11 protein-coding genes are annotated in these 14,863 nt (G+C 30.7%); 2 read left to right on the plus strand and 9 right to left on the minus strand.

The window, feature by feature from the left end; translation table 11 throughout:
* Positions 1 to 73: 73 nt before the first annotated feature.
* The 3 genes from ACLVEP_RS09680 to pflB form a co-directional block, all read right to left on the minus strand.
* Entirely contained in the window at positions 74 to 949 is an 876-nt protein-coding gene (locus ACLVEP_RS09680; protein ID WP_412584485.1) for an ROK family protein, read from the minus strand.
* 130 nt (positions 950 to 1,079) lie between these two features.
* Complete coding sequence (pflA, locus tag ACLVEP_RS09685; protein WP_412584487.1) at positions 1,080 to 1,835, minus strand: pyruvate formate-lyase-activating protein; 756 nt, start codon at positions 1,833 to 1,835, stop codon at positions 1,080 to 1,082.
* 62 nt (positions 1,836 to 1,897) lie between these two features.
* Positions 1,898 to 4,162, minus strand: coding sequence for a formate C-acetyltransferase (gene pflB, locus ACLVEP_RS09690; protein ID WP_412584489.1), 2,265 nt, complete (start codon positions 4,160 to 4,162; stop codon positions 1,898 to 1,900).
* A gap of 236 nt (positions 4,163 to 4,398) precedes the next feature.
* On the opposite strand from pflB, the gene ACLVEP_RS09695 reads away from it, so the two are divergent.
* A complete protein-coding gene (locus ACLVEP_RS09695) occupies positions 4,399 to 5,088 on the plus strand; it encodes a BglG family transcription antiterminator (RefSeq protein ID WP_412584491.1) in 690 nt (229 codons plus the stop codon).
* 24 nt (positions 5,089 to 5,112) lie between these two features.
* Here the strand turns inward: ACLVEP_RS09695 and ACLVEP_RS09700 are convergent, their stop codons facing one another.
* The 6 genes from ACLVEP_RS09700 to ACLVEP_RS09725 all read right to left on the minus strand — a co-directional run bounded on the left by ACLVEP_RS09700 (position 5,113) and on the right by ACLVEP_RS09725 (position 12,599).
* A complete protein-coding gene (locus ACLVEP_RS09700) occupies positions 5,113 to 7,599 on the minus strand; it encodes an excinuclease ABC subunit UvrA (protein ID WP_412584492.1) in 2,487 nt (828 codons plus the stop codon).
* Between the two features lie 136 nt (positions 7,600 to 7,735).
* The gene (deoC, locus tag ACLVEP_RS09705; protein ID WP_022002489.1) at positions 7,736 to 8,377 is read right to left on the minus strand and encodes a deoxyribose-phosphate aldolase; all 642 of its coding nucleotides are present in this window, start codon (positions 8,375 to 8,377) and stop codon (positions 7,736 to 7,738) included.
* Positions 8,355 to 9,821 carry a UDP-N-acetylmuramoyl-L-alanyl-D-glutamate--2,6-diaminopimelate ligase gene (locus ACLVEP_RS09710; RefSeq protein ID WP_412584494.1) on the minus strand — a complete coding sequence of 489 codons (1,467 nt, stop codon included), beginning with the start codon at positions 9,819 to 9,821 and terminating at the stop codon, positions 8,355 to 8,357. Before ACLVEP_RS09710 ends, deoC begins: the two co-directional genes overlap by 23 nt.
* Entirely contained in the window at positions 9,821 to 11,101 is a 1,281-nt protein-coding gene (gene mtaB, locus ACLVEP_RS09715) for a tRNA (N(6)-L-threonylcarbamoyladenosine(37)-C(2))-methylthiotransferase MtaB (protein WP_412584496.1), read from the minus strand. Before mtaB ends, ACLVEP_RS09710 begins: the two co-directional genes overlap by 1 nt.
* Before the next feature lie 8 nt (positions 11,102 to 11,109).
* Positions 11,110 to 11,862 carry a hypothetical protein gene (locus ACLVEP_RS09720; RefSeq protein WP_412584498.1) on the minus strand — a complete coding sequence of 251 codons (753 nt, stop codon included), beginning with the start codon at positions 11,860 to 11,862 and terminating at the stop codon, positions 11,110 to 11,112.
* Positions 11,859 to 12,599, minus strand: coding sequence for an RsmE family RNA methyltransferase (locus ACLVEP_RS09725; protein WP_412584500.1), 741 nt, complete (start codon positions 12,597 to 12,599; stop codon positions 11,859 to 11,861). Before ACLVEP_RS09725 ends, ACLVEP_RS09720 begins: the two co-directional genes overlap by 4 nt.
* A gap of 326 nt (positions 12,600 to 12,925) precedes the next feature.
* Here ACLVEP_RS09725 and ACLVEP_RS09730 point away from each other — a divergent pair, with 326 nt between their 5' ends.
* Positions 12,926 to 14,773 (plus strand): IS1634 family transposase, encoded by a 1,848-nt coding sequence (locus ACLVEP_RS09730; RefSeq protein WP_412582585.1) that lies wholly within the window; start codon positions 12,926 to 12,928, stop codon positions 14,771 to 14,773.
* The last annotated feature ends 90 nt before the right edge of the window (positions 14,774 to 14,863 follow it).

Consider the following 14,863-nt stretch of genomic DNA (forward strand, 5'->3'; position numbering starts at 1 on the left):
CTACACACCGTCAACAAAATTATGTATCCGCTTACATTTTTTATCAAAAAAAGAAGTAGATTTCTCTACTTCATTATTTTACTACACTCATGGCAAGAGCTAAAGCTCCAACAACCCCAGCATTATCCCCTAATCTTGGGTAAACGATATAATCTTTAATTTTATCAGTAGTCACTTCTTCTTTTTGGATATAACCATTTAAGAATTCTTGAGTATATTTATGAATCATTGGAAATAATTGTTTTTGATGCATAACACCACCACCTAAAATAATTTTCTTAGGCGAAAGTGTTAAAATATAATTAGCCATTGCTTGACCAATATAATAAGCTTCTAAATCCCATGCAGGATGATCTGCTGGAAGTTCACTTCCTTTAACACCCCATCTTGCTTCAATTGCTGGACCAGCAGCTAAACCTTCAAAACATGTTCCATGATATGGGCATTTTCCTGAATATTTATCATCTTCTCTAACAATCATTTTCATATGTCCCATTTCTGGATGAAGTAACCCGTGTACAAGTTTACCACCAACAACGGCTCCTCCACCAATTCCTGTTCCAATTGTAAGATAAAGGGCACTGTCTAATCCTTTTGCCGCACCAAATGTTGCTTCACCTAAAGCAGCCCCATTAACATCTGTATCAAAAGCCATAGGAATGTCATATCTTTCTTTTAAGGCACCCATAATATTATAATTGTTCCATCCTGGTTTAGGTGTTGTTGTAATATAACCATAAGTTGGACTTGTAAGATCTGGATCAATAGGTCCAAAACTTCCTACACCTAATGCTTCAATTTCTTTTCCATCAAAGAATTTAAAAACATTTTCCATTGTTTTTTCAGGTGCTTCTGTTGGAAATGATTCTCTTTCTAAAACTTCACCTTTTTCATTTCCAATACAAACTACAAATTTAGTTCCACCTGCTTCAATTGCTCCTAATTTCATTATTATATCTCCTTTTTATCCTTTACTATTATTTTAAACAACTCTGATTACAAAGTAAATATGCAATTACAAATTGAAAAAGAGTTACATGATTTAGACGATGAGCCTAAATTCATGAACTCTTTTTTCATTAATTATCTAAATATCTTGTATAACGATCAACATGTAATAATCTTTTAGCATTATCCACACGTTCTTTAACTGGAGGTTTAATTCCTTCTAATTGATAAGGAATATTCAATTCTTCCCATTTAAAAACACCTAAAGTATGATAAGGAAGTACTTCTACACGATACACATTAGAAAGTGTAGAAATAAAATGATCTAATTCAATTAAATCTTCATCATAATCACTTCTTTCAGGAACAAGAACATGTCTTATCCAAATTGGTTTATTAATTTCAGATAAATATTTTGCCATATCCAAAATATTTTCATTACTTCTTCCTGTAAGTGCAATATGTCTTTCATTATTGATTTCTTTAATATCAACAAGTAATAAATCTGTATACTCCATCAGTTCATTAAATTTAGAAAAGAAAGGTTCTTCTCTTGTAAAACATCCACCACTGGTATCAATACATGTATTGATACCTTCTTTTTTTGCAAGTTTAAATAATTCTAAAACAAAATCAATTTGAGCTAAAGGTTCACCACCACTAATAGTAATACCACCTTTTTTACCCCAATATGTTTTGTATTTCATTGCTTGTTGAAGAGCTTTTTCAGGAGTATATTCTTCATACTTCTTTGATCCCCAAGTATCAGGATTGTGACAAAATTGACATCTTAAAGGACATCCATGTAAGAAATAAATATAACGAACTCCTGGTCCATCTACTGATCCAAAGCTTTCTATTGAATGAATTCTACCAATTGTTTCCATTTTTCCTCCGTAACAAAACAACCTCATAAGAGGTTGTTTTCATTATTTGATTAAGTTATTGATTACATATGTTCATGACAAGTTCTTGCGATAACATCTAATTGTTGTTCACGAGTTAAGTCAATGAATTTAACAGCATATCCAGATACACGAATTGTGAAGTTAGCATATTCTTCTTTTTCTGGATGTTCCATAGCATCAATTAATTTTTCAGTTCCAAATACGTTAACATTTAAGTGATGAGCACCTTGTTCAAAATATCCATCCATAACTTGTACTAAGTTATTAACTCTTTCACCTTCATCATGTCCTAAAGCATCTGGGTTAATTGTTTGAGTATTAGAAATACCATCTAATGCCCATTCATATGGTAATTTAGCAACTGAGTTTAATGAAGCTAATAAACCATTTTGTTCTGCACCATAAGATGGGTTAGCACCTGGTGATAATGGTTCACCAGCTTTACGTCCATCAGGTAATGAACCTGTAGCTTTACCATAAACAACGTTTGAAGTAATTGTTAAGATAGAAGTAGTTGGTTCTGAATCTCTGTAAGTATGATGTTTTTTGATTTTAGCTAAGAATTCACCTAATAACCATACAGCGATATCATCAGCACGATCATCATCGTTACCATATCTTGGGAAGTCACCTTCAACTTCGTAATCTACTACGATACCATCTTCATCTCTGATTGTTTTAACTTTTGCATATTTGATTGCACTTAATGAATCTACTACATGAGAGAATCCAGCAATACCAGTTGCGAAAGTACGTTTTACATCAGTGTCAATTAATGACATTTGTGCAGCTTCATAATAATATTTATCATGCATATATTGAATTAAGTTTAATGTATTAACATAAAGATCTGCTAACCATTCCATCATTTGGTCATAACGTTCCATAACTTCATCATAGTCTAAGTATTCAGAAGTAATTGGACGATATTTTGGAGCTACTTGATCTTTAGTTTTTTCATCAATACCACCATTGATAGCATATGTTAAACATTTAGCTAAGTTAGCACGTGCACCAAAGAATTGCATTTCTTTACCAGTTTGAGTAGCTGATACACAACAACAAATTGAGTAATCATCTCCCCATACAGGACGCATTACATCATCATTTTCATATTGAATTGAGCTAGTATCTACAGAGATTTTAGCAGCAAAACGTTTGAAGTTTTCTGGTAATGCTTTTGTATATAATACAGTTAAGTTTGGTTCTGGTGAAGGACCCATATTTTCTAATGTGTGTAAGAAACGGAAACAGTTTTTAGTAACCATTGAACGACCATCAGTTCCTAAACCAGCAACTTCAAGTGTAGCCCATACTGGGTCACCAGAGAATAATTGGTTGTAAGAAGGAATACGTGCAAATTTAACCATTCTACATTTCATAACGAAATGGTCAACTAATTCTTGTGCTTCTTCTTCTGTTAATGTTCCATTAGCTAAATCTCTTTCTACATAGATATCTAAGAAAGTAGAAATACGTCCAACTGACATTGCAGCACCATTTTGAGTTTTGATTGCTGCTAAGTAACCAAAGTATAACCATTGGAATGCTTCATGAGCATTTTTAGCAGGTTTAGAAATGTCATATCCGTAGATAGCAGCCATTTCTTTCATACCTTTTAATGCTTTTACTTGTTCAGCAATTTCTTCTCTTTTACGAATAATGTCTTCAGTCATTGATCCACTACCACAATGATTGAAATCATTTACTTTTTGTTCAATTAAGAAATCAACACCATATAAAGCAACACGACGATAATCACCAACGATACGTCCACGTCCATATGTATCAGGTAATCCTGTGATTACTTTGTTATGACGTGCTTTTTTAATTTCTGGTGTATAAACATCGAATACTGCTTGGTTATGTGTTTTATGATATTTTGTGAAAATTTCATGTAATTTTTCATCAGGTTCATATCCATAAGTTGCAGCAGCTTGTTCTGCCATTTTGATACCACCATAAGGCATGAAAGCTCTTTTTAAAGGTTTGTCAGTTTGTAAACCAACAACTTTTTCTAAATCTTTCATTTCTTCATCGATATATCCAGGACCATAAGCAGTAAGTCCACTTACTACTTTAGTTTCACATTCTAATACTCCACCTTTAGCTCTTTCTTCTTTTTGTAATTTTTGAAGTTTTCCCCAAAGCTTATTAGTAGCTTCTGTAGGACCAGCTAAAAATGATTCATCTCCATCATAAGGTTTATAGTTATCTTGAATGAATTGGCGTGTATTTACTTCTTCTTTCCAAAGTCTTCCTTTAAAGCCTTTCCATTCTTCATCGAATTTATCTGTTAAAGCCATTTTGTTTATTTCCTCCTAAATCAAAATTCCTTCATAATTATAGCACTTACATTTTGCATAGACAACAAAAACTTAAAGAAAATGATGAGCGCTTACATAATTACTTTACAAATTTAATATAACAGGAATCATTCCTAAAATCCAATCATATGCTCTAAAAAAGAATATTTAATTTTTCCTAGCTTTTCTAATTGATTTAGTATATAGTTTACGTAGATATTTTAGGAGGCTTTTTTATGACATTATCAAATCAAGCTTTATCAAGCGCCGCTGATAAAGATTTAGAATTATCAAAACAAGTATGTCGCGAAGCAGTAGATGAAGTAATGAAAAAAAATCATTTAACATTATCTTCTCAATTTACACAAAACCTCGTTGTACATCTTGCAATTGCAATACTTAGAATTAAAACAAATAATTATATTCCTTTAAGTCAAGGACAAATCACATCATATAAAGCAAATACAAACTATGATTCAGCAGTAGAAATTTGTAATATTCTTAGCAAGAAATTTAATATTGAATTTCCAGAATCAGAATTAGCACTTATCTCTATGTACTTATCTAAAAACAATGTATTAGATGTTGAATTTAATGCTGGTGTTAATTTATTAGATGATGAAATTATTGAAGTATTACAAAATACTTTAGATTCTTTATTCCAACAACAAGGAATCGATTTAAGAGACAATGAAAAATTACTTGTTTCTTTAGGATTACACTTAACACCTGCACTTGATCGATTATTAGATGATACTCAAATTGAAAATCCTTTAACTGCAAAAATTAAAGAAAGACATCCTAAAGAATTTGCAATGGCTGAAATTTTAAATGATGCTATTGAAAGTATTTATCATAAAAGATTTACTGAAGACGAAGTTGCTTACTTCGCATTACATTTTATTGTTTCGGCAAGACAAAAATAGAAGTTCCTCGAACTTCTATTTTTTTTATAAATATTTTCCTGTAACGCTCTTTACATTGTTTTTTATTTGTTCAACACTACCAGAGGCAACAATAGTACCACCATCAATTCCACCACCTGGACCCATGTCAATTATATAATCAGCATTTTTCATCACATCATGATCATGTTCAATGACAATCACAGTTGCTCCTTGTTCTACAAGTGATTGAAAAACTTGTACTAATGTTTGAACATCTAAAGGATGCAAACCAATTGTTGGTTCATCAAAAATAAAAATAGAATCACTTTGAGATTTACTCATTTCACTTGCAAGCTTTAAACGCTGTGCTTCTCCACCAGATAAACTTGGTGTTTCTTCACCTAATGTTAAATACCCCAAACCTAAATTTTCTAATACTTCTAATTTTCGATAAACACCTTTCAAATCCTGACAAGCCTCTTTAGCAAAACTCACATCCATTTCCATCAATTCAGGTAAAGAATATGCATTTTCTTTTGAATTTTTATATTTAATAAAATGACTTTCCTTATTATATCTAGAGCCATGACAATCAGGACACGTTACATGAACATCTGGTAAAAATTGTACATCTAAACTTAATGTCCCAGTACCATCACATGTTGGACACCTAAGCTTTCCTGTATTATAAGAAAAATCTCCTGCTTTATACCCTTTAGCTTTAGCATTTTCTGTTTTAGCAAATCGTTTTCTAAGTTCATCATGAACATTAATATAAGTAGCGACAGTAGAACGAATATTAATACCAATTGGTGTAGCATCTATTAATTTAATATGTTCTATTCCTTCCATTTGAACTTCTTTTACATGAGTAGGTAATGAAGTGTGATTAATTTTAGCTTGAATAGCTGGTAATAGACTTTCTAGAATCATTGTTGTTTTTCCTGAACCAGACACGCCTGTAACAACTGTTAATTTTCCTTTAGGAATATCTACTTCTAAAGGATGTACTGTATGTATTTGATTTGTTGAAAGATGAATTTTCCCAAATTCAAATATTTGTTCAATTGTAGAGATTGGACGTATTTTTTCATTATAATGATTTGTAAGAAATGGACCAATCATTGATTTTTTATCTTTTTTAATTTGTTCGATCGTACCTTCAGTTAAAACATAACCACCATTTTTACCTGCTTCTGGACCCATTTCAATAAGCCAATTTGCTTCTTTAATAATTTCAGTATCATGGTCTACTAATAAAATAGAATTTCCATCATGAATTAAATCATTCATCACTCCTGTAAGTCCATAAATATTAGAAGGATGTAACCCAATTGAAGGTTCATCTAAAACATAGAGAATACCTGTTGTACGATTTCTTACCGCTCTAGCAAGTTGCATACGTTGCCTTTCTCCTGTTGAAAGTGTAGAAGCAGCTCTATCTAAAGAAAGATAGCCCAATCCTAAATCTAACAATCTTTTAGAAACATCTAAAAATGAATCACAAATTTCACAAGCCATTAGCTTCATTTCATCAGGCATTGAATCAGGTACTCCTCTTACCCATTCTACTAAATCTTTTAGTGGCATTTGACAAGCCTTATCTAAACCAATTCCTCTAATTAAAGGTTTTCTTGCCTCTTTTGATAAACGTGTTCCCTGACATTCTGGACAAATTTCTTCTTTTAAAAACTTTTCAACTCTTTTCATCCCTTTATCATCTTTAACTTTTGATAAAGCATTTTCTACAGTATAAGTCGCATTAAAATAAGTAAAATCCATTTCTCCAGCATGATCCGTATTTTTAGCCTTATAAAAAATATGTTTCTTCTCAGCTGGACCATAATAAACAATATTTTTTTCTTCTTCCGTTAATTGATTAAAAGGCACATCTGTTCTTACTCCCATCGCACGACAAACATCTGTCATTAATGTCCACATTAATGAATTCCATGGGGCTACAGCCCCTTCATCAATTGTAAGTGTTTTATCTGGAACAAGTGAATCAATATCTACTGTTCTAACAATTCCTGTTCCACCACATTTAAGACAAGCTCCTTGACTATTAAAAGCTAATTCTTCAGCACTTGGTGCATGAATTTTTTCTTTACAAATTGGACAGATGATTTCTTTTTCAGCTGCCACATTTAAAGTTGGTTCAATATAATGACCATTTTTACAACAATGTTTAGCAAGACGAGAATACATGAGTCTTAAACTATTTAAAAGTTCTGTACCTGTTCCAAACGTACTACGAATACCAGGAACAGCTGGTCGTTGATGAAGTGCTAAGGCAGCAGGAACATAAAGAACTTCATCTACTTGTGCTTTAGTAGCACTCGTCATACGTCTTCTTGTATAAGTTGATAAGGACTCTAAATATCTTCTTGATCCTTCACTATAAAGGACTCCCATGGCTAGTGATGATTTTCCAGATCCTGAAACACCAGCAATAGCAACTATTTGATTAAGAGGTATATCAACATTGATATTTTTTAAGTTATGCACTTTAGCACCTCTTACTTTTATTTTCTTTGGTGTATTTTCCATATAATCCCTCATTTCCTTTTTAGTTATACTCTACTTCTTAAATAAAAAAAAGTAAATGATATCCATTTCGAATACCATTTACATATTTTCCTTTTTATACCTGTATTTTGTAAATAACATTAAAATTACATCTAACTTATTTTTTAACTAAAGAACATCCTGCACTTGTTCCAATACGATCAGCTCCAGCAGCGACAATTTTTACCATATCTTCAGGTGTTCTAACACCACCTGCAGCTTTTACTTTTGCTTTTCCATGAACAGCTTCTTTCATGATTCTAACATCTTCAATTGTTGCTCCTCTTGTAGAAAAACCTGTACTTGTTTTAACATAATCAGCTTTAGCTTCTACACATAATTCACATGCTTTTTTAATTTCATCTTCTGTAAGTAAACATGTTTCTAAAATAACTTTTACTAATGTTCCATTTGCTGCTTCAACTACTGCTTTAACATCATCTCTTACTAAATCATAATTTTTATCTTTTAAAGCACCAATATTCATCACCATATCAATTTCATCAGCCCCATTAGCAATCGCATCTTTTGTTTCAAATGCTTTTACTGCACTTGTATTAGCTCCTAATGGAAAACCAATAACAGTACATACATTAACATCACTATCTTTTAAATAGTCTGCACAATAAGCTACATGGCATGGATTAATGCATACACTAGCAAAACCATATTCCATTGCTTCATCACAAATTCTTTTAACTGTTTCTAAAGGTGTATCTGCTTTTAAAACAGTATGATCAATCATTTTGTTGTAATTCATTTTCTTCTTCTCCTTCATATACTCTTTTAATGGCTTTTAAAGCAACTGCTTTATCCCCATCATATTCTCTTTGCCCAACTTCTAGAGCAATAAATTTTTCATGTCCTTTTCCTAATAATAAAACAACATCTCCAGGACTTGCTTGTTCAATCGCCTGTTCTACTGCAACTGTACGATTTGTAATAATAATACTTGGAATATTGGTGATTTCACTTTGAATTTCTTTACAGATTTCTTCAATATTTTCTCCACGATCATCTAACTCTGTTAAAATAACATGATCTAAATATCTATTAGCAAGTGCACCTATTTTCTTCCTTCTTGCCATATGTCTTTTACTCGGTGCCCCTAAAACAGCAATAATATTGCCTTTTGAAACACGATCTGCAAATTTAAAAACATTTTCAAAATCCTTAGTATGACAACAATAATCAACAATAATCGTAATTTTATGATGATTAGGAATAAGTTCCATTCTCCCATTAACTGGTTTTATATCACTAATTGCTTCAATGATCATACGATCATCAAACCCTAAACCAACCAATACACCCACTGTTGCAAGAACATTATAAATATTAAAATCAGCAATTGTTGGACAAACAATATGATATAGATTTCCTTTCAATGAAAGATCAAATTCACTATGGTCAATATAAAGCTCTATATTCTTAGCCATAATCTCACTTTCATTTTTAATACCATATGTCATAATTCTTGCTTTTGTTGCCGCCTTAAACTCAGAAAAAACTTCTTCATCCTTATTTAAAACAGCAATTGAATTTGTTAATAACATTGAAAATAATTTCTTTTTACTTTCAATATAATGCCTTCTTGTCCCATGAAAATCTAAATGCTCATCAGAAAGATTTGTTAGAACGGCAATATTAAAATCAACTGCATCAATTCGCTTAAGCGCTAAACCATGACTACTTGCTTCCATAGCAACAACTTTAACACCTCTTCTTGCCATATCAAACAATTTCTTTTGTACATACAAAGTTTCTGGTGTGGTATAAGGACACTCTTCTTCTACACCATCATATTCTAAAGAAATTGTCCCCATATAGGCTGCTTTACAATAATGATCCATGATGCTTTTAACCATTGAAGCAACAACCGTTTTACCACTTGTTCCTGTCACTCCAACAACACGCATCTTTTTACTTGGATAATCATAAAACACATTCGAAACTCTATTTAATTCATCTAAAGCATCCGCTACTTTAATATAAATAATACCCGGTTGTTTTTCGATATCTTTACTATGAACAATAACTTTTGCACCTTGAAAAATAGCATCATCTACATAACGATGTCCATCCACACTCAATCCTTCAATACAAAAAAATACCGAATAGGGCTTTACATATCTTGAATCACTATGAATTGAGTATATTTTCATATCATTATCAATATCAAACAACTCATTTAATCGTTTCATTATACCACTCTTCCAATTAATATTTCATCATATGATTCAATTATAACATTCTTCAATTGACTTATCAATTGCTCATCACTTGGAACCTTAATAAGTAAATAATTATCTCCATGACCCACATAATATCCATCTTCTTCTTTTTCAAAAAGAACTCTTAATGTCTTACCAATTTGCGATTTCGCATAATTTTCATTTAATTCATGAGATAAAGCTATCAAACGGTTAACTCTTTCATGTTTGACTTTTTCATCAACTTGTTCCATACGTGCTGCTGGTGTTCCTTTACGCATAGAATAAGGAAAAACATGTAATTGAGTATAACCTACTTTTTTAATGAATTCATATGTTTTTTCAAATTCTTCTTCTGTTTCCCCTGGGAAACCAACAATCACATCTGTTGTGAAAACAATATCAGGAATCAATCTTCTAATTTTTGATAATTTTTCATAATATTGTTCACAATTATATTTTCTATTCATACGTTTAAGCGTTTCATCACATCCAGCTTGAAGTGGTACATGTAAATGATCCACAATAATTTTTGATTTTGAAATAAGTTCTATAATCTCATCTGTAATTTGACTTGTTTCAATAGAAGAAATACGTAATCTTTTAAGTCCTTCTATTTTCGTTAAATCTACTAATAAATCATAGAAACTATAATTTTCTAAATCTTCACCATAACCTGCTGTATGAATACCTGTTAAAACAATTTCAACATAACCTTTTTGAACCAATTCTTTTGCTTGTTCAATAACACTTTCTGGTTTTCTTGAACGTACTCTTCCTCTAGCATAAGGAATAATACAATACGTACAGAAATTATTGCATCCATCTTGAATTTTCAAATAAGCTCTTGTATGTAAAAAACGATCAATATTTAAATCTTCAAATTTTCTTAATTGTTTAACTTCAGAAACTTTCACAATTCTTTCATGTGTTTGTTGATACTTTTCTACTAAATCAACGATTTCATTTCTAAATTGTGTTCCTAAAATAACACTTACACCTTCAATGGCTTCTATATCTTGAGGAGCAATTTGACTGTAACATCCTACAACACATACTGTTGCTTCTGGATTTTTACGAATTGCTTTACGTATCATTTGACGAGATTTGCTATCTCCTGTATTTGTGACAGTACATGTATTAACAACATAAACATCTGCCACTTCTTTAAAATTAACTTCTTCATACCCTGCTTCTTCAAACATATTTAACATTGCTTGAGATTCATAGGAATTAACTTTACATCCTAATGTATGAAATGCAACTTTCATTCTTTCACCTACTTTAATTTCTTTGTTATTTTTTTATGTATTTTATCACTAAGATAATTTAATTCATGTAATTGATTTATAAATTGTTGAGGTTGTTTATAATAAGACATCGCTATTTTTATATCTTCTAAAGATGTATTTCCTTGGAAATATTTATCAACTATTGGAAAACTATCTACTAAACAACATGTTTTTTTATCAAAAATATAGATTTTCTTTAAACCATCATAATAATAGTATTCATTATTTTCATCCTCTGCTATTCCCTTTAAAGAAGAAAATGCAGAACGTAATATTTTTGATCCATAAAGTTGGTATGGACTTTCTATATTTCTTGGATAATTTTTTACATATAATTGATGTTGTTTTAATGTTAATAACATGTAATTATTTAAATATCTTTCATTTATAAAAGGTTCTAAATAAGGAATTAAAACAATTTGTTGATCAACTTTCATGAGTTTTAAGTTTTTTAAGATTTCACTAATAATACTATTAAACATTTTTTGTTTTTCTTCATAATTTAAATATTGAATAGCATCTTGTGTTTCATAAACAAATTTTTTATATTCTCCTTCTATCTTTGTCTTATTATAAATTCCATTTAAAATCACTTCATATTTAAACATTTCTTCTTCATTTGTCATTTTAAAAGTAAAACCATCTTCAATAAAAATATCTTTTTGTCCTTCAATAAGACGAAACAAATCACATTTTTTGAATTTTAATTCCAAACCATATTTCTTTAATAACTTAATCATTTAGCTAACTCCCTTGAATATCCAATCACACTCATTAAATAAAGAGGAGCCGTTTCACTTCTTAAAATACGATTTCCTAATGAACAACATTTAACTCCCATTTCATTTAATTCATGAATTTCACTTTCATCAAAACCGCCTTCACAACCAACAATAATCAATAATTGATCTCCTGATTTTAATTGTTGCAAAGTATGAAACAATTCTCCATGTTCATGTTGCTTAGCAGTTTCTTCATACGCAACTAAATTATAATCTTTTAAATATGGCTTTAATTCTTTAATTGTTTTTACTTCTTCTATTGAAGGAATTCTATTTCTACCTGATTGTTCACTTGCTTCTTTTAATATTTTTTGATAACGGGGTAGTTTTTTATTAAACTTTTCTTTTGTAAGTTTGACAACACACCTTTTTGAACTCAAAGGAATAATATGATGAACACCTAATTCACATGCTTTTTGTAAAACTAATTCAAATTTATCACCTTTAGGCAAAGCATAAACAAGTGTCACTTCTACATCTAATTCATTATTAATATCTAGTTTTTCAATTGGTAAAATAAAACCTTCTTGAACATTTTCTATTGTACATAGATATTGAATATGTTTTAAATCCACACAAATGATCTGATCACCATTTTTATTACGCATAACTTTTTCTATATGGTGTTGATCACTACTTTCTATTTGAAATGTTTTATTCAATTCGATATTTTCATTTATAAAATATTTTTGCATCGTCTTTCACCCCAACATATTCTAGCATAATATTTCCCTAAGAAAAAACAATTTTACATTTTTATTTATATTCCTATAATTTCAAAAAGAAAAGTATGACTTTCATACTTAGCTATCTTTTATTTTCTAAATGTAAATAAAAAAAGAAGTAGCTTTCTATAGCTACTCGGGTTTTTGACAGTTATGTAACTTCCATACGAATATAGATATGCTCAAAGCGCTTATTCCATATAGGTTTTTTGAGTTTTTTTACTGTCAAATTTTATCATTTTAAATGTTGTATGGTGTTGTATATGGTGGTATAATGTCTCTAGGAGATGATTTTCATGAAGCTTTACTATGACAGACGTTCTAAAAATCCAACTTATTTTATTCAACAGGGTATCAGAAACGGCAAGAAAACGACTACCCGCAACATTAAAACTATTGGAAAACACAATGACCTTCTTAAAATTACTGACGATCCTCTTGAATATGCAAAACAGGAAGTCGCTAAATTCAATGAAGAATATAAAGCCAATAAAATTTCTATAGATGTCAATATCGATTTTTCTAAAAAGCTTCCTTCTTCAATGGATACTGTTGCCCATTCAAAAAATATCAATATTGGCTATTTCTTTATCCAGTCTATCTATCATGATTTGAAGATCAAAGATTTTCTGAACAATATTGTTTCGCAAACCAGGGTCGATTATGATGCTGATCTCATAAACAGATTTCTTACCATCTCTCGAATACTTGATCCTCGTTCGAAACTGGGAATCTATGATCATCTTCATATATATTATGAACAGCCGCACTATCTCTATGAATCTTCTCTTAGATTCCTATCGCTTTTGGCCAAACACTTTGATGAATACATTTCCCATTTGTATGAGGCAAGCAATAACATCATTCCAAGAGATACATCTGTATGTTATTTTGACTGTACAAACTATTATTTTGAAATTGAAACTGCAGATGAGGATTATATCGATGAAGTTACTGGTGAAATCTTTTACATGTTGAGAAAGTACGGGATTTCCAAACAGCATCAGCCAACTCCAATCGTTCAAATGGGACTGTTCATTGATGCACAGGGAATTCCTTTATCAATGTGTATCAATCCAGGAAATCAAAACGAACAGTTGTGTGCCACTTCAACCGAAGAGAAAATGATAAGATCTTTCAAAGATAAAAAACTTATCTATTGCGCTGATGCAGGACTTGGTTCCTATGATATTAGAAAGTTCAATTCTTTTGGAAGCAGAGCCTTTATAGTCACACAGTCCATAAAGAAACTGTCGAAACCTTTACAGGAAGCAGTATTTAATGATTGTGACTATAAGCTTTTATCCAACGACTTGCCTATGACACTAAAGGAAATGCACGAATTTGATAAAAATGATGAAGACAATCTCCATCTATACAATGATATCCTGTATAAAGTGATCAGTGCAGATAAGGCTGTTGATTTAGGACTTACAGAAGAATATGTGACTTCTACAGGAAAAACAGGAACAAAAAAAGTCAAAGGTGAACTGAAACAATATGTCATCATTACTTTTTCCAGAAAAGCGATGGAATATCAAAGGCATATTCGCAACAGTCAAATAGAACGTGCTCAAAGACTTATAAAAAATAATAAGGTCGAAGATTTAAAAAAGAATCAAAACGATCCAAAAAGATTCATTAAAAAAGTAAAAAATGAAAAGAATAAATATTATATTGATGAAGAGATGATAAAAAAAGAAGAGATGTATGATGGTTTCTATGCCATCGCTACAAATCTGGATGCAGAAAACGAAGCAAAAAAAATAATTGAGATCAATTCGCAGAGATATAGGATAGAAGATTGTTTTAGAGTTTTAAAAACAAATTTCAAAGCAAGACCTATAAATCATCGAAAAAATGATCGTATCATAGCACATTTTATGACATGTTATACGGCATTGCTCATTCAAAGGATAATGGAAGTAAAATTAAATCAAAAAGGCAGACATTTTACTACCGGAGAAATCATTGAAAACTTAAAAAATATGAATGTGGTCAATAATCATGATCTGTACTATCAGGCAACTTATACAGGAAGTACACTATGTGATGCTTTGAATGAAACATTTGGATTAGAATTGGACAAGGAATATTATCAGCCCAAAGAACTAAATAAAAAAATCAAAAAAATATCAAATTAGATATTCCATACAACATTTTAAAAAGAGTGAAAATCCACTGATACCAATGGGTTCCACTCTTTTTTCCTATTTAACTGTCAAAGACGGGAT

Origin of the sequence: Faecalibacillus sp., assembly GCF_047023275.1 — a bacterium.
In the GTDB taxonomy this organism is placed as follows: domain Bacteria; phylum Bacillota_I; class Bacilli_A; order Erysipelotrichales; family Coprobacillaceae; genus Faecalibacillus.